Genomic DNA, 24296 nt, shown 5'->3' on the forward strand with positions numbered 1-24296 from the left:
AACACCATGAACGCATTATTAAGCAATCCCTTTAAAGAACGTTTACGCAAGGGCGAAGTGCAAATTGGTCTGTGGTTAAGCTCAACGACTGCCTATATGGCAGAAATTGCCGCCACTTCCGGTTATGACTGGTTGCTGATTGACGGGGAGCATGCGCCAAACACCATTCAGGATCTTTATCACCAGCTACAGGCGGTAGCGTCCTATACCAGCCACCCCGTGATCCGTCCGGTGGAAGGCAGTAAGCCACTGATTAAACAAGTCCTGGATATTGGCGCGCAAACTCTACTGATCCCAATGGTCGATACTGCCGATCAGGCACGTCAGGTGGTGTCTGCCACGCGCTATCCTCCCTACGGTGAGCGTGGTGTTGGGGCCAGTGTGGCACGGGCTGCACGCTGGGGACGCATTGAGAATTACATGGCGCAAGTCAACGATTCGCTTTGTCTGTTGGTGCAGGTGGAAAGTAAAACGGCACTGGATAACCTGGACGAAATCCTCGATGTTGAAGGGATTGACGGCGTGTTTATTGGACCTGCGGATCTTTCTGCCTCGTTGGGCTACCCGGATAACGCCGGGCACCCGGAAGTGCAGCGAATTATTGAAACCAGCATTCGGCGGATCCGTGCTGCGGGTAAAGCTGCTGGTTTTCTGGCTGTGGCTCCTGATATGGCGCAGCAATGCCTGGCGTGGGGAGCGAACTTTGTCGCTGTTGGCGTTGACACGATGCTCTACAGCGATGCCCTGGATCAACGACTGGCGATGTTTAAATCAGGCAAAAATGGGCCACGCGTAAAAGGTAGTTATTGATATCAAAGGCCCATGGGGATCGGCTGTGGGCCTGTGTTAATTAGTGGTTATTCGCTGCCAGATTGGCTTCGCTTAGCTGAGTGGCCGCGAGCACCTGGTCACGATCAATGCCCTGTTCCTGCATGCGCAAGGCAATTTTAATGGCTTGTTCATGCATGCCTTCTAATTTACCCTCCTGCCAGCCAATTTGATGTCCTTCCTGCCGTAACCGTTCAGCAATAGTCATTAATCTCTCCTTTTAATAACAGTTCGGAATATCAGCATCAGTGAGTTGGGTTGTCGCCAGCACAATCTCACGTTCAAAGCCCTGTTCCAGCATGCGCAAGGCAATTTTAATGGCTTGTTCATGCATACCTTCTACTTTGCCTTTCTGCAAACCCTCCAATTTCCCCTCCTGCCAACCTTCAATTTTACCTTCCTGCCAGCCAATTTGATGCCCTTCCTGCCGCAGCCGTTCAGCAATAGTCATTAATCTCTCCTTTTGTAGTGGTGAACGTTCGGCAATCTCCTGAATAAAACGGGTGAAACGGGAGGTATCGCCGCATTGCAGCAGATAATTAAACAGTGTTTGTAGCTGACTGTCATTAGTGAAGCCTCTAACCAAAAGCGTGGTGATCCTGTCGACCATACCGATTAAATCGCGGTCGCGAATATGCTTTTGAATCAGTTCCAGCAGAGCTATACGCCGATGTTGCATGATCTCATCGTCAGGTACGATGGTGATATCCACCAACGGAAAAGCTTCGGTGTACAACTGCCGGGCAAGTTGCGGATCATCAAACTCATCCAGCCAGTTAAGTGAGTATGGGTAGGGCGAGGTTTCGCCATGATAAAACAGCAACGGCACCACCAGCGGGACTCTGTCATAGCTTTTATCCAGGTGACGCTGCATGGCGGCAGTGGCATAGCGCATTAGCCGAAAAGCCATATTCTTTTCTGCAGAGCTTTGATGTTCAATCACGCAGTAGATATAGCCGTCACCCTCGCTGGTTTCCACAGACCACAAAACATCCGAGTAGTAAGCGCGTAAACTTTTTTCAATAAAACTAGTGGGTTCCAGGCGTAAGGTTTGCAGGTTGCAAAGCTTGCGCAGCGGCTCTGGTAGATGTATTTCCAGAAAATCCCGTGCGGTTTCGGGTGTGAACATAAAGGTTTTAAACACCGCATCATGCGGGGAGGAGGTTGTTGATTCGGTCATGGTTGTCCGTCACCTGATATTTATGATGACGCGACATTACGGTTATCCCAGGCCTTTGACATCTGCCAGTTTCAGCCTTTGCGAGACGTTTTCAGAGGAATTTTCACTGCGTTGCAACGCATACATTGGGCACGGAATCGTGTACGCAAAAATGCCCGGTAACAACATGCTTACCGGGCATCAGAAAGGAGTTTAAGCCAGCGCCTGTGCCAGCAGCGTAATCGGATGTTCGCAGCGAAGACTTGTGGACATCTCAATCTGCCATTTACAGGTTTCGCAGTCGGTGACCACCAGATCTGCGCCGCTCTCTTCTATCTGGCGGAACAGTGGTGCGCCGATGGCTTGTGAAGTGGGGTAGTTCTCTTTTTTGAAACCGTAAGTTCCCGCAATACCGCAGCACTGGGAATCCAGCACCGTTAACTCAAGCCCCGGGATTTTACGCAACAGCTCCAGGGTGTAGAGCGTCCAGCCCATTTTTTCCATATGGCACGGAGTGTGATAAACCACTTTTAGCGGCAGCGGTTTCAGCGGTAACGTTTTGCCTTCGTCCAGCTTGCGCCACAGCCAGCGGGTCGCCAGTTCGATGTGATCGCGTAAGCCTTTGTTGTCGACATTCAGCACTTCCGGGTATTCGTCGCGCAGGGCAAATGTACACGTTGAGGAGGTGGCAATCACCGGAATGCCTTTTACTCCCACAGCTTCGCGGATCGACTCTACATTCGTAATTGCCTGTTTGCGTGCTTTATCGGTAAAACCGTTGGCGATCAGCGGTACGCCGCAGCATTTTTCTTTGCTGAGCAGTTGTACGCCGGTACCCATCGCGTTGAGCACTTTAATTAAATCTTTGCCTAGCTGCGGATGGTTGTAGTTAACGAAGCAGCCGTGAAAGAAAGCGACCTGGTCTTTATACTGCGCTTGCTGAGCCGCCACGCTGCGATACCAGCGACGGAACGTACCGAAGGAGTATTTCGGTAGCGTGCGACGGTGGTCGATTTTTAACGCCGCATCAAGCAACTGCCGCACCGGTTTCAGCGAGGTAGCGGTGTTGACGATGGGTGCGAACGGCGTGGAAACGCTACCCATCAGGTCGGTATGACTCAACACAAAATTACGCAGCGACGGGCGTGTGGTGTCATATTTCGCCCGCGCGCGCTGGATAATATCGCCAATCTTCACATCGGACGGGCAGGCGACTTCACAACGTTTGCAGTTGATGCAATATTTCAGCGCCTCGTCATACAGTGCGCCATCTTTTAAACGCAGACGCTCGCCATCCGGCCCGGCTTGTTTTGGCCCCGGATAACCCGGATTCACCCGGCTCACCGGGCAGGCGGTGGTGCAGACGGTGCACTTAATGCAGTTTTCGAAGCTGGTGTCATTCATTGTTGGCCTCCTGCGCGTTGGGCAATCTGTTGAGCGGCATGTAAAGCACTGACGGCACAAACACCGCCGCCGCATCCCTGGGCGATGGGATCAAATCCGCCCAGCACCGAACCGATGGCAAACAGGTTCTCAATGGTTTGCCCCGCCTGCGACGGGCGTAGCGCCTCATCAGTGGTTACACCGAACTGCTGCCACGGCTGCGGCGCAAAAAAATCGCCCTTATACCATTCACCCCGCGTAGCGGTTTGTAGCACATCAAGGCCGAGAATCGGCTCGCGAATGCCGTCACGTTCTGCCACCAGTCCGCCGCTAAAGAAACTGCCGCTCGCAAGCACCGCAAATCGTGGGCGCAGCGGGATATCGGCGTGATTGCGCGTCCAGATTTCATTCACTACGCCATTTTTACAGGTCACTTTTTTCACTTCATCGCCCGGCATCCACACGCCGCCCTGGCGCACAAACTGGCGCTGTAACTGGTTTTGCAGACGAATGCCCAGCACGGAAGGCGGCAGCGTTGGCAAAAGCATCAATGAACAAGGTAGTTTTTCATTCAACCAATGCCACAGTTTGTCATCGGCCAGGCCGAAGCAGGCGGGCATCAGGATCATTTCGCAGGTATTGGCGACCGGAATAAGCGCATCAAGTAACAACGGCCAGTTTTCTTCATTATCAAGGAAGCGGGCAATATTCACCGCCCGGAACTCGGTGGCGTTATTGCGCAGCACATCCAGTTCCGGCAGTTCAATTTCAGCGGTTTCAACTTTAAGGTCCAATTCGCGCAATGAAGCCGCCGCAAGATGCGCCTGAAAATCCATCAGGCCGCTAATTCCCACTACACATATTTTCTTCGCGGGCAGCGGCCAGACAGGGACTTCTGGCGAACTTAGCCAGGTTGAGCGCAGAGTGCCTAGCGGTGTAATCCGCTGGTGAGCCAGCTCTACGCTGCCCTGCAATTGCGCACCGCTTTCAGCGATTAATGCCTGCGCCTGGCAAGCGAGATCGAGCACGCGTTGTGGCCCGAGAAGAGTGTAAGGATGGGCAGGTGCCTGCTGACGCAAAGATTCCAGTCCACTGTGAATTTCTGTCACCGGTTGACCATCCGGCAGATGGCTCAGCAAATCCAGCGATCCAGATGAGAAATGCAGCGCGCTTTGACCACGAGTGACAATGGCACAGCGCAGGCCGTGTTTTTGCAGTTGCAGGCCACAGAGTAATCCGGCGAGGCCGCCGCCCATAATGACAGTATCAAAGCGCATCTTTCTGCTCCTTCTCCAGACCACACAGTCCCTGATAAACCCAGCGGGTAAATTCGCTTTCGCGCAGCGCGTCTCCCCATGCTATGGGTTGCACGCCTTTCCAGCGTTCGTTAAGGAAGGTGGAAAGTTGCTCGATAGATTGCGCGGACGTCGTGACGTTAAAACGTTGCAGCAGTCCGGCAGCCCGGCAGGCGCAGAGTTCGCCCTGGCAGGTACCCATCCCTACACGGGTACGACGGCGTAAATCCAGCAGGCTGTTAACGTTTAAATTTTCTACTGCGTACTGCACTTCACCCGCAGTTACCGCTTCGCACTCACATACCAGGCTACGGTGCAGACGGCCTTCGCTTAGCCAGGCAGGCGTGCGATCGCCATGACGATAAACCGCAGAACCGCGCAGCGGGGCAGGCAGGGAGATGACTTTACGCAAGGTAGCTTCAGCGGGTTCCTGTGAACCAGGAAGTGCCAGATCGGCGGTCGTACAGGGGCGCGAGTTGCCCAGTTTGCGGCATACGGCGTCGGTAGCCCATTCCGCCATCAGCCGATAGGTCATCAGTTTGCCACCGGTGATGGTGATAAACCCGTCCAGACCATCGCGTTCAGCATGGTCGAGCAGCACGATGCCACGGCTGACGTTACGTCCGCTCGGATCGTCATCGCTGGCAACCAGCGGGCGTACGCCAGAGTAGGCCCGCAAAATGCGCGTTTTCGCCATCACGGGGGCCAGTTTTTCCCCTTCGCGCAGCAGAATATCAACTTCTTCTGCCGTCACTCGATTATCGTCAATCTCGTTGTAATCAATACGTAAAGAGGTGGTGCCAATTAGTGAAATGGTATCGCCAGGCACCAGAATATCGGCGTCGGAAGGTTTGCGGCAGCGGTTGATCACATGCTGATTAATGCGGTGATCCATGATCAGCAGCGATCCTTTCGCCGGGAACATGCGAATGCGCAGATCGGCATATTCGGCAATGTGTTGCCCCCAGATCCCGGCGGCATTAACTACGACAGGCGCATGAAGTGCCTGAATTTCGCCGGTGAGATGGTTACGTACACGAACACCGCACACCGCCGCGCCTTCACGAATCAGCCCCGTGACTTCATGAGCGGTAAGGATAACGGCACCGTGTTCTTTGGCATCCAGCATGTTTGCTGCTGTCAGACGAAATGGATCAACGGTGCCATCCGGAACTTTCACCGCGCCAATCAGTGCCGGGTTAACGGCAGGTTCGATAATGCGCGCTTGCTGCGGATCAATGGCTTCTGCGCTGATCCCTGCTTCTTCGCAGGCGCGGATAAAAGTGGCCTGGAAGGAGAGGTCATCTTCCGGCAGGGTGATAAACAGGCCGTTGGTTGGTTCTACGCAGTGACGTGCAATGCGTTTCAGGATCTGGTTTTCACTAATACATTCGCGGGCCGATTCCGCATCGGTTACCGCATAGCGCGCACCGCTGTGCAGCAGGCCGTGGTTACGCCCGGTGGCACCGGTTGCGATGTCGTGGCGCTCAACCAAAATCACGCGCAGCCCGCGCAGGGCACAGTCGCGGGCAATTCCGGCTCCCGTTGCGCCGCCGCCAATGATAATCACGTCACTTGATTGCGAGTCGCGAGTTTTCATTGTTATCCCTCTGAAGTTCGTTTTTTACCATTTAGCCATAGTAAAAACATGAATTGTTTGATTTCGCGCATATTCGCTCACAATTCGAAAGTGAAACGTGATTTCATGCGTCATTCTGAACATTTCAATCATCGTATTTAATAATGTGTGCGGTAATTCACATTTAATTTATGAATGTTTTCTTAACATCGCGGCAACTCAAGAAACGGCAGGTTCTCCCACTGAATCAGGCTGTTAATCATAAATAAGACCACGGGCCACGGAGGCTATCAATGTTGAGTATTTTTAAACCAGCGCCACACAAAGCGCGCTTACCTGCCGCGGAGATCGATCCGACTTATCGTCGATTGCGCTGGCAAATTTTCCTGGGGATATTCTTTGGCTATGCTGCTTACTATTTGGTTCGTAAGAACTTTGCGCTCGCTATGCCTTATCTGGTTGAGCAGGGATTCTCACGCGGTGATTTAGGTTTTGCCCTTTCGGGGATCTCGATTGCTTATGGATTTTCGAAATTCATCATGGGTTCGGTATCGGATCGCTCGAATCCGCGCGTTTTCCTGCCCGCAGGTTTGATTCTGGCGGCGGCAGTGATGTTGTTTATGGGCTTTGTGCCATGGGCGACGTCGAGCATTGCGGTGATGTTTGTACTGTTGTTCCTCTGCGGTTGGTTCCAGGGGATGGGGTGGCCGCCGTGTGGTCGTACTATGGTGCACTGGTGGTCGCAGAAAGAACGTGGCGGTATTGTGTCAGTGTGGAACTGTGCGCACAACGTCGGTGGTGGTATTCCGCCGCTGCTGTTCCTGCTGGGGATGGCCTGGTTCAATGACTGGCACGCGGCGCTCTATATGCCCGCTTTCTGTGCCATTCTGGTGGCACTGTTCGCCTTTGCGATGATGCGCGATACCCCGCAATCCTGTGGCCTGCCGCCGATCGAAGAGTACAAAAATGATTATCCGGACGACTATAACGAAAAAGCGGAACAGGAGCTGACAGCGAAGCAGATCTTCATGCAGTACGTGCTGCCGAACAAACTGCTGTGGTATATCGCCATCGCCAACGTGTTCGTTTATCTGCTGCGTTACGGCATCCTCGACTGGTCACCGACTTATCTGAAAGAGGTTAAGCATTTCGCGCTGGATAAATCCTCCTGGGCCTACTTTCTTTATGAATATGCAGGTATTCCGGGCACCCTGCTGTGCGGCTGGATGTCGGATAAAGTCTTTCGTGGTAACCGTGGGGCAACCGGCGTCTTCTTTATGACACTGGTGACCATCGCGACTATCGTTTACTGGATGAACCCGGCAGGTAATCCAACCGTCGATATGATTTGTATGATTGTTATCGGCTTCCTGATCTATGGCCCTGTGATGCTGATCGGTCTACATGCGCTGGAACTGGCACCGAAAAAAGCGGCAGGTACGGCAGCGGGTTTTACCGGGCTGTTTGGTTACCTCGGCGGTTCGGTGGCGGCGAGCGCGATTGTTGGCTACACCGTGGACTTCTTCGGCTGGGATGGCGGCTTTATGGTAATGATTGGCGGCAGCATTCTGGCGGTTATCTTGTTGATTGTTGTGATGATTGGCGAAAAACGTCGCCATGAACAATTACTGCAAAAACGCAACGGAGGCTAATGGCATGAAATTGACGCTGAAAAACCTTAGCATGGCGATCATGATGAGCACTCTAGTCATGGGAAGCAGTGCAATGGCGGCGGACAGCAACGAAAAAATAGTCATCGCCCATCGCGGTGCCAGTGGATATTTGCCGGAGCATACGCTGCCAGCAAAAGCGATGGCGTATGCGCAGGGAGCGGATTATCTGGAACAGGATTTGGTGATGACCAAAGACGACCATCTGGTTGTTCTGCATGACCATTATCTCGATCGTGTTACTGATGTTGCCGATCGTTTCCCGGATCGGGCGCGCAAAGACGGTCGTTACTACGCGATAGATTTCACGCTGGATGAAATTAAGTCGCTGAAATTTACCGAAGGTTTCGATATTGAAAACGGTAAAAAAGTGCAGACTTATCCGGGGCGTTTCCCAATGGGTAAATCTGACTTCCGGGTGCACACCTTTGAAGAAGAGATTGAATTTGTTCAGGGGTTAAACCACTCTACCGGGAAAAATATCGGTATCTATCCAGAAATTAAAGCGCCGTGGTTCCATCATCAGGAAGGGAAGGATATTGCGGCAAAAACGCTGGAAGTGCTGAAGAAATATGGTTACACCGGTAAGGACGACAAAGTTTATTTGCAATGTTTTGATGCTGATGAGCTGAAGCGTATTAAGAATGTGCTGGAACCCAAAATGGGTATGGATCTCAATCTGGTACAGTTGATTGCCTATACCGACTGGAATGAAACGCAGCAGAAACAGCCGGACGGAAGCTGGGTTAATTACAATTACGACTGGATGTTTAAGCCGGGTGCCATGAAACAGGTGGCGGAATATGCTGATGGTATTGGTCCGGATTACCATATGTTGATTGAGGAGACATCGCAGCCGGGTAATATCAAACTCACTGGCATGGTGCAAGATGCTCAGCAGAATAAACTGGTAGTGCATCCTTATACCGTGCGGTCAGATAAACTGCCTGAATACACTACTGATGTGAATCAGTTATATGATGCTCTGTATAACAAAGCGGGTGTAAATGGGCTATTTACTGATTTCCCTGATAAGGCAGTAAAATTCCTTAATAAAGAGTAAATTAACTACCGGATGGCACTTATGTGCTATCCGATACCACTCTTCATTAAAGTCTGTGGGTTATCCTTAATTGCAATTATTTAGAGCGAGATGACTTGTTCCCGGCATAAGATACTCGTCAATACAACACGTATTATTAAGATTTTCCTCAGCTAAACATCTATAGTCATTGTCGTTAATAAAAAACGACAGGCGATAGGGTATGGCAGTTTCAGCAAAGCACGACGAATTTAATCACTGGTGGGCAACAGAGGGCGACTGGGTTGAAGAGCCTAACTATCGCCGTAATGGTATGAGCGGGGTGCAATGCGTCGAGCGCAACGGCAAAAAGCTGTATGTAAAGCGCATGACGCATCATCTGTTTCATTCCGTACGTTATCCGTTCGGCCGACCAACGATTGTCCGTGAGGTTGCGGTAATTAAAGAACTGGAACGGGCCGGTGTCATCGTGCCGAAGATCGTTTTTGGTGAAGCGGTGAAAATTGAGGGTGAATGGCGCGCGTTGCTGGTGACTGAAGATATGGCGGGGTTCATCAGCATTGCTGACTGGTATGCCCGGCATGCAGTATCGCCTTATTCTGACGAAGTACGGCAAGCCATGTTGAAAGCAGTGGCGCTGGCGTTTAAGAAAATGCATAGCGTTAATCGTCAGCATGGCTGTTGTTATGTTCGCCATATCTATGTGAAAACAGAAGGTAAGGCAGAAGCTGGATTTCTTGACCTGGAGAAAAGTCGTCGCCGCTTGCGTCGTGATAAAGCGATTAATCATGACTTCCGCCAGCTGGAAAAATATCTGGAGCCGATCCCCAAAGCGGACTGGGAGCAGGTGAAAGCATATTACTACGCTATGTAATCGTTGTAGGCCAGATAAGACGTATAAGCGTCGTATCTGGCGTTAAAACCAATTCACATCTCGATTTCAATATCGCCTTTTGCCCGGCAACAACAGGGCAAAATTTCCCCCGGCTGAATAAAAGCTAATGGTTCGGCAATCCAGTCCACCTGGCCTGCGACCAGTCGGGTGCGACAGGAGCCGCAGTAACCTTCGCGGCACTGGTACTCAACCGCCACATTGTGGGATTCCAGCGCCGCCAGAAGGGAAGGGTGTTCATCCTGGCACAGCAGTTGTGTGCCAGTAATGCGCAGGGTAACGCGGGCCATCAGAGCTGGAAGTTACTCAAATCGTCGGTGTCCACTTCCGCGTCAATCTGCCCGACCAGATAAGAACTGACTTCCACTTCCTGCGGAGCAACCTGCACGTTATCAGACACCAGCCAGGTGTTGATCCACGGGATCGGGTTGGAGCGCGTCTGGAACGGCAGATCCAAACCGACTGCCTGCATACGGATATTGGTGATGTATTCAACGTACTGGCAGAGGATGTCTTTATTCAGACCAATCATCGAACCATCACGGAACAGATAATCCGCCCAGTCTTTCTCTTGCTGTGCCGCCTGGACAAACAGGTCATAGCACTCCTGCTTACATTCTTCGGCAATTTCCGCCATCTCCGGATCATCCGCGCCGCTGCGCAGCAGATTCAGCATATGCTGGGTGCCGGTCAGGTGCAGGGCTTCGTCGCGGGCAATCAGGCGAATAATTTTGGCGTTACCTTCCATCAGCTCACGTTCAGCGAATGCGAAAGAGCAGGCAAAGCTGACGTAGAAACGGATCGCTTCCAGCGCGTTAACGCTCATCAGGCAGAGATACAGTTTTTTCTTCAGCTCGCGCAGGCTAACGGTTACGGTTTTACCGTTAACGGTGTGGGTGCCTTCGCCCAGCAGATGCCAGTAGCTGGTCATTTCGATCAGTTCATCGTAATAGCTGGAGATCCCCTCCGCACGTTTCTGGATCTGCTCGTTGGTAACGATATCGTCAAAGACAACAGACGGATCGTTAACGATATTACGGATGATATGGGTATAGGAGCGGGAATGAATCGTTTCTGAGAACGCCCAGGTTTCTACCCAGGTTTCCAGTTCCGGGATCGAGATCAGCGGCAGCAGTGCCACGTTCGGACTGCGACCCTGAATGGAATCCAGCAGCGTCTGATATTTCAGATTGCTGATAAAGATGTGTTTTTCGTGTTCAGGCAGTGCCTGGTAATCGATACGGTCGCGGGAGACGTCAACTTCTTCCGGACGCCAGAAGAAAGAGAGCTGCTTTTCGATCAGCTTTTCGAAGATGTCATATTTTTGCTGATCGTAGCGAGCCACGTTGACCGGCTGACCAAAGAACATTGGTTCTTTGAGCTGATCATTTTTCGTCTGTGAAAAGGTGGTATATGCCATGAATGTGTCCTGTTGGGAGTTTAATGCCGGATGCGCTTCGCTTATCCGGCCTACAAACCGCATCGTAGGCTGGGTAGGGCGTTCATGCCGCATCTGGGCATCCAGTGCCGGATGCGCTTCGCTTATCCGGCCTACAAATTGGACCCGTAGGCCGGGTAGGGCGCTCACGCCGCATCCGGCATCACAATATCAGATCTTACATGCGCCGCTTTCGCAGCCATCGTCCTGGATTGACGGCACCAGATCGTCCTGCGCGTCTTCTGCGCCGTCACGGGTGTTCTGATAATACAGCGTTTTGACCCCGAATTTGTAGGCAGTGAGCAGGTCTTTCAGCAACTGCTGCATCGGCACTTTTCCTGACGGGAAACGTGACGGATCGTAGTTGGTGTTAGCAGAGATCGACTGATCGATAAATTTCTGCATGATACCCACCAGTTGCAGGTAGCCATCGTTACCCGGCATTTCCCACAGCAGCTCATAGGCGTCGTGCAGATGCTCGTAGTCCGGCACCACCTGGCGCAGAATACCGTCTTTCGACGCTTTGATGCTGACGTAACCGCGCGGCGGTTCAATACCGTTAGTGGCGTTAGAGATCTGCGAAGAAGTCTCGGACGGCATCAGGGCAGAAAGCGTGGAGTTACGCAGGCCGTGCGTTTTGATTGACTCACGCAGTGCTTCCCAGTCGTAATGCAGCGGCTCATTAGCGATGGCATCCAGATCTTTCTTATAGGTATCGATCGGCAGGATCCCTTTCGCGTAAGTGGTTTCGTTAAACCACGGGCACGCGCCTTGCTCTTTCGCCAGCTCATTAGACGCTTTCAGCAGGTAATACTGAATGGCTTCGAAGGTTTTATGCGTCAGGTTGTTGGCGCTGCCGTCGGAGTAGCGTTTACCGTGCTTCGCCAGGTAGTAAGCGAAGTTGATCACACCAATACCCAGCGTACGACGACCCATCGCTCCACGTTTGGCGGCCGGGATCGGGTAATCCTGATAATCCAGCAGCGCGTCGAGTGCGCGTACTGCCAGAATTGCCAGCTCTTCCAGTTCATCCAGGCTGTTAATTGCGCCCAGGTTGAAAGCAGACAGCGTACACAGCGCGATTTCACCGTTCTCGTCGTTGACGTCGTTCAGCGGTTTGGTCGGCAGGGCGATTTCCAGGCACAGGTTAGACTGGCGCACTGGCGCGATGGCCGGATCAAACGGGCTATGGGTATTGCAGTGGTCAACGTTCTGAATATAGATACGACCGGTAGACGCACGTTCCTGCATCATCAGCGAGAACAGCTCAACGGCTTTCACACGTTGCTTGCGGATGCTGTCGTCTTTCTCATATTTGGTATACAGGCGTTCAAACTCTTCCTGATCGGCGAAGAACGCGTCATACAGCCCCGGTACGTCGGACGGGCTGAACAGAGTGATATCTTCACCTTTCAGCAGACGGGTATACATCAGTTTGTTGATTTGAACCCCGTAGTCCATATGACGCACGCGGTTGCCTTCCACACCACGGTTGTTTTTCAACACCAGCAGGCTTTCCACTTCCAGATGCCACATCGGGTAGAACAGCGTTGCCGCACCGCCGCGCACACCGCCCTGAGAGCAGGATTTCACCGCTGTCTGGAAATGTTTGTAGAACGGAATACAACCGGTATGGAACGCTTCGCCACCGCGAATCGGGCTACCCAGCGCACGAATACGCCCGGCGTTGATGCCGATCCCGGCACGCTGGGAAACGTATTTAACAATCGCGCTGGAGGTGGCGTTAATGGAATCCAGGCTGTCGCCGCACTCGATCAGCACGCATGAGCTGAACTGACGAGTCGGGGTACGCACGCCGGACATGATTGGCGTCGGCAGCGAAATTTTAAATGTGGAAACCGCGTCGTAAAAACGCTTCACGTATTGCAGGCGCGTTTCACGCGGGTAGTTCGAGAACAGGCACGCGGCAACCAGAATATAAAGGAACTGGGCGCTTTCGTAGATTTCGCCGGTCACGCGGTTCTGTACCAGATATTTGCCTTCCAGCTGCTTAACGGCAGCATAAGAGAAGGTCATATCACGGTCGTGATCGATAAACGTGTCCATCTGCTTGAACTCTTCTTCCGTGTAGTCTTCCAGCAGATGATTATCGTATTTGCCCATCTCGACCATTTTCACCACGTGGTCGTACAGCGCAGGCGGCTCAAACTGGCCGTAGGCTTTTTTACGCAGGTGGAAGATCGCCAGACGTGCGGCGAGATACTGATAATCCGGCGCATCACGGGAGATCAGGTCTGCGGCAGCCTTGATAATAGTTTCGTGGATGTCAGAGGTCTTGATACCGTCATAAAACTGAATGTGGGAGCGCAGCTCGACCTGGGAAATCGAAACGTTATGCAGTCCTTCTGCCGCCCAATCCAGAACGCGATGGATTTTGTCGAGATTGATGCGCTCTGTGCTACCGTCGCGCTTTGTCACCAGCAGATTCTGATTCATGTATGTCGTACCTGTTTTTCAATAGCTTCATGCAGACTACCTGTAGTGAGGGAAGCTGCTAAGAACACTATATATAGGGGGTATGTTTGGGATTCACTGCAAGATAGTGTGAAACTGGCCCTCTTGCAAGTGCATAACTTTGTGGATAACTCAGGAAGGAAAAAGTGGCTTCCGCGCACCTTAGGTCAGACAAGGTGTCCGGGAAAGTCAATGGGAAGAGAAAAATTTGTTAAAAATAACCGTTCGGTGAATTCTTGAACGGTAAAATAGGATAGGTAAATTGATATAGATGGTTTATTAATCTTGTTGCTAATGATTGCCAAAATTGATCTAGGCACAAGTCGTCACATAATCTGATGTATCAGTTGTGGTCAATATATAAGCGAGTGTAAGCGATTGTTGAGTCGGAAATGGTTGTTTTATATTCGGTTATTGTTAAATACTAAGCCAATTTGTTACTTTTGTATTTATTATAAGAATATTATTTATTGCTTTAATTCAGTTTAAATATAACCGATTTACCTTAAAGTTATTAATTTGAATTGTGATGCATCTAAATTAATTATCAGATAATAACAAAATAGTTATTACATCAGGGGCAGAATTTACAAAAGAAAAATACCCTATATCGCATAATGCGATTAAATACGCCATCTTATAGAAAATGATGGTTAGATGAATATGCGGATTATCTCTCTACGCAAGGAGTATTTATCTTTACTCCCGTCAATGATTGCATCTCTTTTCTCTGCTAACGGTGCCGCAGCGGTCATTGATTCATGCCAGGGATATGATATCAAAGCGAGCTGTCAGGCCAGCAGGCAAAGCCTTTCGGGTAATATACAGGACTGGAGCATCGCGGATGGACAATGGTTGATTTTTTCGGGTATGGTCAATAATACCAGTGGTGGCGCAGTATTTTTGCAGCACAGTGCTGAATTTACGATATCACCACAAAATGAAACAGGGATGACCCTGTTTGCTGATAACTCGGTTAGTGGCGAATATAATAATGGTGGGGCTATCTTTGCTAAAGAAAACTCAACGATAAATCTTGCGAATGTTATTTTCGACAGTAATGTTGCAGGAGGCTATGGCGGAGCAATCTATTCTGCCGGTACCAATGATACCGGTGCCGCCGATTTACGTGTCACTAACGCCGTATTTCACAATAACATCGCTAATGACGGCAAAGGCGGTGCAATTTATACCATCAATAATGACGTCTATTTAAGTGATGATGCTTTTAATAATAATCAGGCATATACATCAACCAGCTATAGTGATGGGGACGGCGGTGCCATTGATGTTGCGGATAATAGTACGGATAACACACATCTTTCAGGAAAAACGATAATTAATAATACCTCCTTTACCAATAACTATGCAGAAGGTTATGGCGGAGCAATTTATACCAGCAGCACCACATCCCCGTATCTTATTGATATTTCTGTTGATGATAATTATGACCAAAACAATGGTGTGATGATTGATGAAAATAACAGTGCCTCGGGATATGACCATTCGGCGACGGCAGCGGCGGGGGGCTTTATGTATATCGGTCATAGTGTGGCTGAATTTAACATTGCCGCCGATAAAACGCTGGTAATAGGCAATACCAGCAACGATGGCGCGATTGATTCTCTTGCCGGAACGGGAGTCATCGTTAAAGAGGGAGCGGGAGAGTTAGTCCTCAATGCCGACAATAATGCGTTTACCGGCGAGATGAGTATCCAGAATGGCGAGGTGACGCTGGGGCGCAGCGATGAGTTAATGAATGTCGGCGACACGCACTGTCAGAGCGATCCGCAGGATTGCTTTGGTCTGATGGTCGGCAGCACTGTTCATTCTGAGTATCAGGCAGAACTGAATGTTGGCAATACACAACAAACGTTTGTGCACTCATTAACCGGTTTTGCTAATGGCATTTTGAATATCGACGCAGGCGGCAATGTTACCGTAAACCAGGGCGGTTTTTCCGGCTCGATTCAGGGTGAAGGACAGTTGACGGTAGCGCAAGATGGCAGCTATCTCCTGACAGGGGCGCAGTCGATGGCATTAACCGGCGATATTGTGGTGGAAGATAACGCCGTATTGTCGCTGGCGGGGAATCAGGCCGATTTACGGGCAATGCAGAGCGATCCGCAATCGATCGTGCTAAATGGCGGAGTATTGGATCTCTCTGATTTCACCACCTGGGATGGCGATAGCTCATACAATGACGGTCTGCAAATCAGCGGCAGCGGGGGGACAGTGATTGGCAGTAATGATGTCGTTGATATCAGCAGTGGCGATGATTTACATATTGGCGGCAGCGATGCCAGCCAGAATGGCGTTTATGTCGTCATTAATGCGGGGGATCAGCGCGTAACGCTGGCGAATAACAACGGTTATCTCGGTAATACGCAAATCGCCTCCGGTACGCTTGAAGTCAGCGATAATTCGCAATTGGGGGACACAAGTTACAACCGTTCAGTGATCTTCACAGATCCCCAACAACACAGTGAAATGGATGTGACGACTGATGTTGACACTCGCTCGGCTACAACAGGTCAGGGCAGGAATATTGAAATGCGCGCTGATGGCGAAATACACGTTGAGGATGGCGTAGATACGCAATGGGGCGGGTTGATGGCGGATAGTACCGGGCAACAACTGGATAGCGTAAGCACGTTGACTAAAAGTGGCGGCGGTACGCTGGAGTTGACCGCCAGCGGCACTGCGACGTCTGCGGTACGTGTGGAGGACGGAACGCTAAAAGGTGAAGCGGAGAATATTATTCCTTATGTTTCTTCACTGTGGGTGGGGGAAGACGGTGTTTTTGAAACCGGGCAAAATCAGGATATTCGTTCAATCGATGCCACCTCTGGCGGCGATATCGACATAACCGATGGTACTGTGTTGCGATTGACGCAGCAGGATACGAACCAGGCGCTGGATGCCTCGCTGTTTAGCGGCGACGGTACGCTGGTGAATGCCACCGATGGCGTGACGCTGGCAGGTGAGCTTAATACCAACCTTGAAACTGACAGCCTGACTTATCTTTCCGACGTGACGGTTAATGGCAATCTGACCAATACGTCCGGTGCGATTAGCCTGCAAAATGGCGTCGCTGGCGACACGCTGACGGTAAATGGTGATTATACCGGCGGCGGTACGCTACTGCTCGATAGCGAATTAAACGGCGATGACTCAGCAAGTGACCAACTGGTATTGAACGGTAATACTGCTGGCAACACGGCCGTGGTAATTAACCCCATTACGGGTATTGGTGAGCCGACATCTACAGGTATTAAAGTAGTTGATTTCGCAGCTGATCCCGCGCAGTTTCAAAACAATGCGCAGTTCAGTCTGGCAGGAAGCGGCTACGTCAATATGGGGGCGTATGACTACACGCTGGTGGAAGATAACAACGACTGGTATCTGCGATCACAAGAAGTCAATCCGACGCCGCCGCCTGATCCAGACCCGACTCCAGATCCTGATCCCACGCCGGATCCCGACCCAACCCCCGACCCGGAACCTACGCCTGCCTACCAGCCGGTGTTGAATGCCAAAGTTGGTGGATATTTTAATAACCTGCGGGCGGCAAATCAGGCATTTGTGATGGAGCGACGCGATCACGCTGGTGGCGATGGTCAGACGCTGAATTTACGCGTTATCGGCGGGCGTTATCATTACACGGCGGTAGGGCAGTTGGCTCAGCATGAAGACACTTCTACGGTGCAGCTTAGCGGCAACCTGTTTAGCGGGCACTGGGGTGATGATGGCGAGTGGATGCTTGGGATTGTTGGTGGCTACAGCGATAACCAGGGCGACAGCCGCTCGAATATGACCGGAACTCGCGCCGATAACCAGAACCACGGTTATGCCGTTGGGCTGACCTCAAGCTGGTATCAGCACGGTAATCAGAAGCAGGGGGCCTGGTTGGATAGCTGGCTGCAATATGTGTGGTTTAACAATGATGTTTCCGAACAAGACGATGGCGTGGATCATTACCACTCGTCGGGGATTATCGCCTCGCTGGAAGCCGGTTATCAGTGGTTACCGGGGCATGGTGTGGTGATTGAACCGCAGACGCAGGTGATTTATCAGGGCGTGCAGCAGGATGATTTTACCGCCGCTAACCATGCGCGCGTGTCACAATCGCAGGGTGATGATATTCAGACGCGGCTGGGTTTACACAGCGAATGGCGTACTGCTGTTGGTGTCACGCCAACGTTAGATCTGAATTATTATCACGATCCCCATTCGACGGGAATTGAAGAAGATGGCAGCACTATCAGTGACGATGCGGCGAAGCAACGGGGTGAAATAAAAGTGGGAATAACGGGCAATATCAGTCAGCGAGTTTCGCTGCGTGGTAGCGTGGCGTGGCAGAAAGGGAGTGATGATTTTGCCCAGACGGCAGGGTTTTTGTCGATGACAGTGAAATGGTAATCGCTGTCTGACCGGCACTGTTGCCGGATGCGGCGTAAACGCCTTATCTGGCCTACGGGGAGCATTTGTAGGCCTGATAAGACGCGGCAAGCGCCGCATCAGGCTTGGCGCGGTTGCCGGATGAATCCAAACAACAACCTCACTTATTCTGCGTATGCAGCATATAGTTCACATCCACGCCGGGGCCGAGCTTAAAGGAATTAGTTATAGGGTTGTAATGCAGCCCGGTCATATGCCGTTCTTTAAGACTGGTCTGATCCACCCAGCCCAGCAATTCTGCCGGTTTAATAAACTTCTTCACATCATGTGTACCTTTAGGCACCATGCGCAAAATATATTCAGCACCAACCACCGCCATCAGCCATGACTTGCCGTTGCGGTTAAGCGTCGAGAAAAAGACATCGCCGCCCGGTTTCACCAGTTGCGCACAGGCTCTGACCACTGACTGAGGATCGGGGACGTGCTCCAGCATCTCCATACAGGTCACCACGTCATACTGTCCGGCATGTTTTGCCGCGTGCTCTTCCACGGTTTCCTGCACGTAATCCACCTGAATGCCGCTTTCCAGTGCGTGCAGTTTTGCCACCTGCAATGGCTCAAAGCCCATATCCAGACCGGTCACCGTCGCGCCCTCCCGCGCCATACTCTCGGCCAGAATGCCGCCGCCACAACCGACATCGAGCACCTTTTTGCCAAATAAACCGCCAGCACGCTCGGCAATATAGCCCAGACGCAGCGGGTTAATGCGGTGCAGCGGTTTGAACTCACCTTCAAGATCCCACCAGCGGGAGGCGACGGCTTCAAATTTAGCGATCTCTTCGTGGTCTACGTTGTGGTTTACCGGCGATTTTTCGGCATTCATTGGCACTTCTACTCCGTAATTGGCAAGACAAACGAGTATATCAGGCATTGGATGTGAATAAAGCGTATAGGTTTACCTCAAACTGCGCGGCTGTGTTATAATTTGCGACCTTTGAATCCGGGATACAGTAGAGGGATAGCGGTTAGATGAGCGACCTTGCGAGAGAAATTACACCGGTCAACATTGAGGAAGAGCTGAAGAGCTCCTATCTGGATTATGCGATGTCGGTCATTGTTGGCCGTGCGCTGCCAGATGTCCGAGATGGCCTGAAGCCGGTACACCGTCGCGTACTTTACGCCATGAACGTACTAGGCAATGACTGGAACAAAGCCTATAAAAAATCTGCCCGTGTCGTTGGTGACGTAATCGGTAAATACCATCCCCATGGTGACTCGGCGGTTTATGACACGATCGTCCGTATGGCGCAGCCATTCTCGCTGCGTTACATGCTGGTAGACGGTCAGGGTAACTTCGGTTCCATCGACGGCGACTCTGCGGCGGCAATGCGTTATACGGAAATCCGTCTGGCGAAAATTGCCCATGAACTGATGGCTGATCTCGAAAAAGAGACGGTCGATTTCGTTGATAACTATGACGGTACGGAAAAAATTCCGGACGTCATGCCAACCAAAATTCCTAACCTGCTGGTGAACGGTTCTTCCGGTATCGCCGTAGGTATGGCAACCAACATCCCGCCGCACAACCTGACGGAAGTCATCAACGGTTGTCTGGCGTATATCGATGATGAAGACATCAGCATTGAAGGGCTGATGGAACACATCCCGGGGCCGGACTTCCCGACGGCGGCAATCATTAACGGTCGTCGCGGTATTGAAGAAGCTTACCGTACCGGTCGCGGCAAGGTATATATCCGCGCCCGTGCCGAAGTAGAAGTTGACGCCAAAACCGGACGTGAAACCATTATCGTCCACGAAATTCCGTATCAGGTGAACAAAGCGCGCCTGATCGAAAAAATTGCGGAACTGGTAAAAGAAAAACGCGTGGAAGGCATCAGCGCGCTGCGTGACGAGTCTGACAAAGACGGTATGCGTATCGTGATTGAAGTGAAACGCGATGCGGTCGGTGAAGTTGTGCTCAACAACCTCTACTCCCAGACCCAGCTGCAGGTTTCTTTCGGTATCAACATGGTGGCATTGCACCATGGTCAGCCGAAGATCATGAACCTGAAAGATATCATCGCGGCGTTTGTTCGTCACCGCCGTGAAGTAGTGACCCGTCGTACTATTTTCGAACTGCGTAAAGCTCGCGATCGTGCTCATATCCTTGAAGCATTAGCCGTGGCGCTGGCGAACATCGACCCGATCATCGAACTGATCCGTCATGCGCCGACGCCTGCAGAAGCGAAAACCGCGCTGGTTGCAAATCCGTGGCAGCTGGGCAACGTTGCTGCGATGCTGGAACGTGCGGGCGACGATGCTGCGCGTCCGGAATGGCTGGAGCCAGAGTTCGGCGTGCGTGATGGTCTGTACTACCTGACCGAACAGCAAGCTCAGGCGATTCTGGATCTGCGTCTGCAGAAACTGACCGGCCTTGAGCACGAAAAACTGCTCGACGAATACAAAGAGCTGCTGGATCAGATTGCGGAACTGTTGCGTATTCTTGGTAGCGCCGATCGTCTGATGGAAGTGATCCGTGAAGAGCTGGAGTTGGTTCGTGAACAGTTCGGTGACAAACGTCGTACCGAAATCACCGCTAACAGCGCCGACATCAACCTGGAAGATCTGATCACCCAGGAAGATGTGGTGGTCACGCTTTCTCACCAGGGTTACGTGAAGTATCAGCCGCTTTCTGAATACGAAGCGCAGCGTCGTGGCGGGAAAGGTAAATCTGCCGCACGTATTAAAGAAGAAGACTTTATCGACCGACTGCTGGTGGCGAACACTCACGATCATATTCTGTGCTTCTCCAGCCGTGGCCGCGTCTATTCGATGAAGGTCTACCAGTTACCAGAAGCTACTCGTGGCGCACGTGGTCGTCCGATCGTCAATCTGCTGCCGCTGGAACAGGACGAACGTATCACCGCGATCCTGCCGGTGACCGAGTTTGAAGAAGGCGTGAAAGTCTTCATGGCGACCGCTAACGGTACTGTGAAGAAAACCGTCCTCACCGAGTTCAACCGTCTGCGTACCGCCGGTAAAGTGGCGATCAAACTGGTTGAAGGCGATGAGCTGATCGGCGTTGACCTGACCAGCGGCGAAGACGAAGTAATGCTGTTCTCCGCTGAAGGTAAAGTGGTGCGCTTTAAAGAGTCTTCTGTCCGTGCGATGGGCTGCAACACCACCGGTGTTCGTGGTATTCGTTTAGGCGAAGGCGATAAAGTCGTCTCTCTGATCGTGCCTCGTGGCGATGGCGCAATCCTCACCGCAACGCAGAACGGTTATGGTAAACGTACCGCAGTGGCGGAATACCCAACCAAGTCGCGTGCGACGAAAGGGGTTATCTCCATCAAGGTTACCGAACGTAACGGTTTAGTGGTTGGCGCGGTGCAGGTAGATGACTGCGACCAGATCATGATGATCACCGACGCCGGTACGCTGGTACGTACTCGCGTGTCGGAAATCAGTATCGTAGGCCGTAACACCCAGGGCGTAATCCTTATCCGTACTTCGGAAGATGAAAACGTGGTGGGTCTGCAACGTGTTGCTGAACCGGTTGACGAGGAAGATCTGGATACCATCGACGGCAGTGCCGCGGAAGGGGACGATGAAATCGCTCCGGAAGTGGACGTTGACGACGAGCCAGAAGAAGAATAATTTCATCGCTTCATGCCAAAAGGGAGCCATCTCCCTTTTTTGAATTGAAAAGTCCAGGCTGTAAAGTCTGGGCTTTTGTCGTATTAGGGCGCGGTAAAGTTTGGCTGTGCCCGTAAAAAATGGCTGGCTATACACAAGGAATGTGGCAATGAGTGGTGAAAAAAAGGCGAAAGGCTGGCGGTTTTATGGCCTTGTTGGTTTTGGGGCAATAGCGCTGCTATCCGCTGGCGTATGGGCGTTGCAATATGCTGGCAGTGGGCCAAAAAAAACGTTGTCGCCACTGGTGGTGCACAACAATCTGCAAATCGATCTCAATGAGCCGGACCTCTTTCTCGACAGCGACTCTCTGAGCCAGCTTCCCAAAGATCTCCTTACCATTCCGTTTCTCCACGATGTTCTGAGCGAAGATTTCGTTTTCTATTATCAGAATCATGCCGATCGTCTGGGCATTGAAGGCAGCATTCGCCGCATTGTCTATGAACACGATCTCACGCTGAAAGATAAGCTCTTTTCGTCACTCTTAGACCAGCCCGCGCAGGCGGCACTGTGGCACGATAAACAAGGCCATCTTTCTCATTATATGGTGCTGATCCAGCGAAGTGGTTTAAGCAAGCTGCTGGAGCCATTGCTGTTTGCCGCTACCAGCGACAGCCAGTTAAGTAAAACGGAAATCAGTAGCATCAAGATAAATAGTGAAACTATTCCTGTTTATCAGTTGCGCTATAACGGCAATAACGTCCTGATGTTTGCGACTTATCAGGACAAAATATTGGCTTTTTCCAGTTCGGATATGCTGTTTAAAGATGACCAACAGGATACTGAAGCCACGGCGATCGCAAGTGATTTGTTGAGTGGTAAAAAACGCTGGCAAGCCAGCTTTGGCCTGGAAGCGCGTACTGCCGAAAAAACGCCAGTACGCCAGCGCATCGTGGTCAGCGCCAGGTTGCTGGGGTTTGGCTACCAGCGATTAGTGCCTTCTTTTGCTGGCATGCGCTTCGAAATGGGTAACGACGGCTGGCACAGTTTTCTGGCGTTAAACGATGAATCCGCCAGCGTAGATGCCAGTTTCGATTTTACGCCGGTATGGAACAGTATGCCTGCCGGAGCCAGCTTCTGTGTGGCGGTGCCGTATTCACACGGTATTGCCGAAGAGATGCTTTCGCACATCAGCCAGGAAAACGACAAGCTGAATGGGGCGTTAGACGGTGGCGCCGGGCTGTGCTGGTATGAAGACTCAAAATTACAAACCCCGCTATTTGTTGGTCAGTTTGATGGCACTGCCGAACAGGCGCAATTGCCAGGGAAACTGTTTACGCAAAATATTGGTGCGCACGAAAGCAAAGCGCCAGAAGGTGTTTTGCCGGTAAGCCAGACTCAGCAGGGCGAAGCGCAAATCTGGCGTCGCGAAGTGAGTTCCCGATACGGTCAGTATCCGAAAGCGCAGGCGGCGCAACCCGATCAATTAATGTCGGATTATTTTTTCCGCGTGTCGCTGGCGATGCAAAACAAAACGCTGCTTTTCTCCCTCGATGACACGCTGGTTAATAACGCCCTGCAAGCACTGAATAAAACCCGCCCGGCAATGGTGGATGTAATACCCACTGATGGCATCGTTCCGCTCTATATCAATCCACAAGGAATGGCGAAACTGCTGCGTAACGAAACGCTGACCAGTCTGCCGAAGAATCTCGAACCGGTTTTTTATAACGCCGCACAAACTTTATTAATGCCGAAGCTGGACGCTTTATCTCAACAACCGCGTTATGTCATGAAGCTGGCCCAGATGGAACCCGGTGCCGCCTGGCAGTGGCTACCCATAACCTGGCAACCGCTATGAGACACGGGCTGCTGGTGCTGATTTGCTGGCTGTATTGTGTTGTTGCCCATAGTGAAATGCTAAATGTCGAACAATCCGGGCTGTTTCGCGCGTGGTTTGTGCGCATTGCACAGGAACAGCTCCGCCAGGGGCCAAGCCCACGCTGGTATCAACAGGATTGCGCGGGCCTGGTGCGATTTGCGGCGAACGAGGCGCTGAAAGTTCACGACAGTAAATGGCTAAAAAGTAACGGTTTATCTAACCAGTATTTGCCGCCAGAGATGACGCTAACACCTGAACAGCGTCAACTGGCGCAAAACTGGAATCAGGGGAATGGGAAAACCGGCCCCTATGTGACCGCGATTAATTTGATTCAGTACAACAGCCAGTTTATTGGCCAGGACATAAACCAGGCACTGCCTGGCGATATGATTTTTTTCGATCAGGGCGATGCCCAGCACTTAATGGTCTGGATGGGGCGTTACATCATCTACCACACCGGAAGCGCCACGAAAACTGACAACGGAATGCGCGCAGTCAGTCTGCAACAACTTATGACATGGAAGGACACCCGATGGATACCCAACGATTCCAATCCCAATTTCATTGGCATTTATCGTTTAAATTTTCTGGCGCGATAGCAGCGTGCTTGTCCCTGTCT

General features: G+C 51.5%; 16 protein-coding genes and 1 pseudogene. 8 read left to right on the forward strand and 9 right to left on the reverse strand.

Translation table 11 applies throughout. The features are described from left to right. Nucleotides 1-6: 6 nt before the first annotated feature. A complete protein-coding gene (yfaU, locus tag ACJHYO_RS13635) occupies nucleotides 7-810 on the forward strand; it encodes a 2-keto-3-deoxy-L-rhamnonate aldolase (RefSeq protein WP_000992956.1) in 804 nt (267 codons plus the stop codon). Nucleotides 811-850: 40 nt separating this feature from the next. On the opposite strand, the pseudogene ACJHYO_RS13640 reads toward yfaU, so the two are convergent. From ACJHYO_RS13640 to glpA, 5 genes and pseudogenes are all read right to left on the reverse strand, one after another. After that, nucleotides 851-1048, reverse strand: a pseudogene (locus ACJHYO_RS13640) (hypothetical protein); the annotation flags it as partial. Further along, complete coding sequence (locus ACJHYO_RS13645) at nucleotides 1049-2008, reverse strand: ISNCY family transposase (protein ID WP_000140609.1); 960 nt, start codon at nucleotides 2006-2008, stop codon at nucleotides 1049-1051. Between the two features lie 192 nt (nucleotides 2009-2200). Further along, nucleotides 2201-3391 carry an anaerobic glycerol-3-phosphate dehydrogenase subunit GlpC gene (gene glpC, locus ACJHYO_RS13650; protein ID WP_001000377.1) on the reverse strand — a complete coding sequence of 397 codons (1191 nt, stop codon included), beginning with the start codon at nucleotides 3389-3391 and terminating at the stop codon, nucleotides 2201-2203. Continuing rightward, nucleotides 3388-4647: a glycerol-3-phosphate dehydrogenase subunit GlpB gene (gene glpB / locus ACJHYO_RS13655; RefSeq protein ID WP_001209945.1), complete on the reverse strand. Its 1260-nt coding sequence runs from the start codon at nucleotides 4645-4647 to the stop codon at nucleotides 3388-3390. The genes glpC and glpB overlap by 4 nt, the downstream gene beginning before the upstream one ends. Further along, complete coding sequence (gene glpA, locus ACJHYO_RS13660) at nucleotides 4637-6265, reverse strand: anaerobic glycerol-3-phosphate dehydrogenase subunit A (RefSeq protein WP_085455448.1); 1629 nt, start codon at nucleotides 6263-6265, stop codon at nucleotides 4637-4639. Before glpA ends, glpB begins: the two co-directional genes overlap by 11 nt. A gap of 272 nt (nucleotides 6266-6537) precedes the next feature. Here glpA and glpT point away from each other — a divergent pair, with 272 nt between their 5' ends. The 3 genes from glpT to inaA all read left to right on the forward strand — a co-directional run bounded on the left by glpT (nucleotide 6538) and on the right by inaA (nucleotide 9830). Further along, a complete protein-coding gene (gene glpT / locus ACJHYO_RS13665) occupies nucleotides 6538-7896 on the forward strand; it encodes a glycerol-3-phosphate transporter (protein ID WP_000948732.1) in 1359 nt (452 codons plus the stop codon). 4 nt (nucleotides 7897-7900) lie between these two features. After that, nucleotides 7901-8977: a glycerophosphodiester phosphodiesterase gene (glpQ, locus tag ACJHYO_RS13670; RefSeq protein ID WP_000779110.1), complete on the forward strand. Its 1077-nt coding sequence runs from the start codon at nucleotides 7901-7903 to the stop codon at nucleotides 8975-8977. Between the two features lie 202 nt (nucleotides 8978-9179). Then, a complete protein-coding gene (inaA, locus tag ACJHYO_RS13675; protein WP_000301031.1) occupies nucleotides 9180-9830 on the forward strand; it encodes a lipopolysaccharide kinase InaA in 651 nt (216 codons plus the stop codon). A 53-nt stretch (nucleotides 9831-9883) separates the two neighbouring features. Here inaA and yfaE read toward each other — a convergent pair whose 3' ends face one another. The 3 genes from yfaE to nrdA form a co-directional block, all read right to left on the reverse strand. Then, on the reverse strand, nucleotides 9884-10138 hold the full coding sequence (yfaE, locus tag ACJHYO_RS13680; protein WP_000135040.1) for a ferredoxin-like diferric-tyrosyl radical cofactor maintenance protein YfaE: 255 nt from the start codon (nucleotides 10136-10138) through the stop codon (nucleotides 9884-9886). After that, nucleotides 10138-11268, reverse strand: coding sequence for a class Ia ribonucleoside-diphosphate reductase subunit beta (gene nrdB / locus ACJHYO_RS13685; protein ID WP_000332036.1), 1131 nt, complete (start codon nucleotides 11266-11268; stop codon nucleotides 10138-10140). Before nrdB ends, yfaE begins: the two co-directional genes overlap by 1 nt. Before the next feature lie 189 nt (nucleotides 11269-11457). Then, nucleotides 11458-13743, reverse strand: coding sequence for a class 1a ribonucleoside-diphosphate reductase subunit alpha (gene nrdA, locus ACJHYO_RS13690; RefSeq protein WP_001075170.1), 2286 nt, complete (start codon nucleotides 13741-13743; stop codon nucleotides 11458-11460). Between the two features lie 681 nt (nucleotides 13744-14424). On the opposite strand from nrdA, the gene yfaL reads away from it, so the two are divergent. Then, nucleotides 14425-18183 (forward strand): AIDA-I family autotransporter adhesin YfaL/EhaC, encoded by a 3759-nt coding sequence (gene yfaL / locus ACJHYO_RS13695; RefSeq protein WP_410232496.1) that lies wholly within the window; start codon nucleotides 14425-14427, stop codon nucleotides 18181-18183. A 139-nt stretch (nucleotides 18184-18322) separates the two neighbouring features. Here yfaL and ubiG read toward each other — a convergent pair whose 3' ends face one another. Beyond that, on the reverse strand, nucleotides 18323-19045 hold the full coding sequence (gene ubiG / locus ACJHYO_RS13700; protein WP_000990768.1) for a bifunctional 2-polyprenyl-6-hydroxyphenol methylase/3-demethylubiquinol 3-O-methyltransferase UbiG: 723 nt from the start codon (nucleotides 19043-19045) through the stop codon (nucleotides 18323-18325). 146 nt (nucleotides 19046-19191) lie between these two features. Here ubiG and gyrA point away from each other — a divergent pair, with 146 nt between their 5' ends. The 3 genes from gyrA (at nucleotide 19192) to ACJHYO_RS13715 (ending at nucleotide 24276) form a co-directional block, all read left to right on the forward strand. Then, nucleotides 19192-21819 carry a DNA topoisomerase (ATP-hydrolyzing) subunit A gene (gene gyrA / locus ACJHYO_RS13705; RefSeq protein ID WP_001281253.1) on the forward strand — a complete coding sequence of 876 codons (2628 nt, stop codon included), beginning with the start codon at nucleotides 19192-19194 and terminating at the stop codon, nucleotides 21817-21819. A 148-nt stretch (nucleotides 21820-21967) separates the two neighbouring features. Next, a complete protein-coding gene (locus tag ACJHYO_RS13710; protein WP_000012319.1) occupies nucleotides 21968-23656 on the forward strand; it encodes a DUF2138 domain-containing protein in 1689 nt (562 codons plus the stop codon). Further along, on the forward strand, nucleotides 23653-24276 hold the full coding sequence (locus ACJHYO_RS13715; protein WP_001297934.1) for a DUF1175 domain-containing protein: 624 nt from the start codon (nucleotides 23653-23655) through the stop codon (nucleotides 24274-24276). Before ACJHYO_RS13710 ends, ACJHYO_RS13715 begins: the two co-directional genes overlap by 4 nt. Nucleotides 24277-24296: the final 20 nt, after the last annotated feature.

The organism is Escherichia sp. WS1118 (genome assembly GCF_046487695.1).
GTDB classification, from domain to species: Bacteria; Pseudomonadota; Gammaproteobacteria; order Enterobacterales; family Enterobacteriaceae; genus Escherichia; species Escherichia coli.

Bases quoted from the DNA above. Each gene is read 5' to 3' on its own strand.
- yfaU (WP_000992956.1), top strand. From the start codon at position 7: ATGAACGCATTATTAAGCAATCCCTTTAAAGAACGTTTACGCAAGGGC.
- ACJHYO_RS13645 (WP_000140609.1), bottom strand. From the start codon at position 2,008: ATGACCGAATCAACAACCTCCTCCCCGCATGATGCGGTGTTTAAAACC.
- glpC (WP_001000377.1), bottom strand. From the start codon at position 3,391: ATGAATGACACCAGCTTCGAAAACTGCATTAAGTGCACCGTCTGCACC.
- glpB (WP_001209945.1), bottom strand. From the start codon at position 4,647: ATGCGCTTTGATACTGTCATTATGGGCGGCGGCCTCGCCGGATTACTC.
- glpA (WP_085455448.1), bottom strand. From the start codon at position 6,265: ATGAAAACTCGCGACTCGCAATCAAGTGACGTGATTATCATTGGCGGC.
- glpT (WP_000948732.1), top strand. From the start codon at position 6,538: ATGTTGAGTATTTTTAAACCAGCGCCACACAAAGCGCGCTTACCTGCC.
- glpQ (WP_000779110.1), top strand. From the start codon at position 7,901: ATGAAATTGACGCTGAAAAACCTTAGCATGGCGATCATGATGAGCACT.
- inaA (WP_000301031.1), top strand. From the start codon at position 9,180: ATGGCAGTTTCAGCAAAGCACGACGAATTTAATCACTGGTGGGCAACA.
- yfaE (WP_000135040.1), bottom strand. From the start codon at position 10,138: ATGGCCCGCGTTACCCTGCGCATTACTGGCACACAACTGCTGTGCCAG.
- nrdB (WP_000332036.1), bottom strand. From the start codon at position 11,268: ATGGCATATACCACCTTTTCACAGACGAAAAATGATCAGCTCAAAGAA.
- nrdA (WP_001075170.1), bottom strand. From the start codon at position 13,743: ATGAATCAGAATCTGCTGGTGACAAAGCGCGACGGTAGCACAGAGCGC.
- yfaL (WP_410232496.1), top strand. From the start codon at position 14,425: ATGCGGATTATCTCTCTACGCAAGGAGTATTTATCTTTACTCCCGTCA.
- ubiG (WP_000990768.1), bottom strand. From the start codon at position 19,045: ATGAATGCCGAAAAATCGCCGGTAAACCACAACGTAGACCACGAAGAG.
- gyrA (WP_001281253.1), top strand. From the start codon at position 19,192: ATGAGCGACCTTGCGAGAGAAATTACACCGGTCAACATTGAGGAAGAG.
- ACJHYO_RS13710 (WP_000012319.1), top strand. From the start codon at position 21,968: ATGAGTGGTGAAAAAAAGGCGAAAGGCTGGCGGTTTTATGGCCTTGTT.
- ACJHYO_RS13715 (WP_001297934.1), top strand. From the start codon at position 23,653: ATGAGACACGGGCTGCTGGTGCTGATTTGCTGGCTGTATTGTGTTGTT.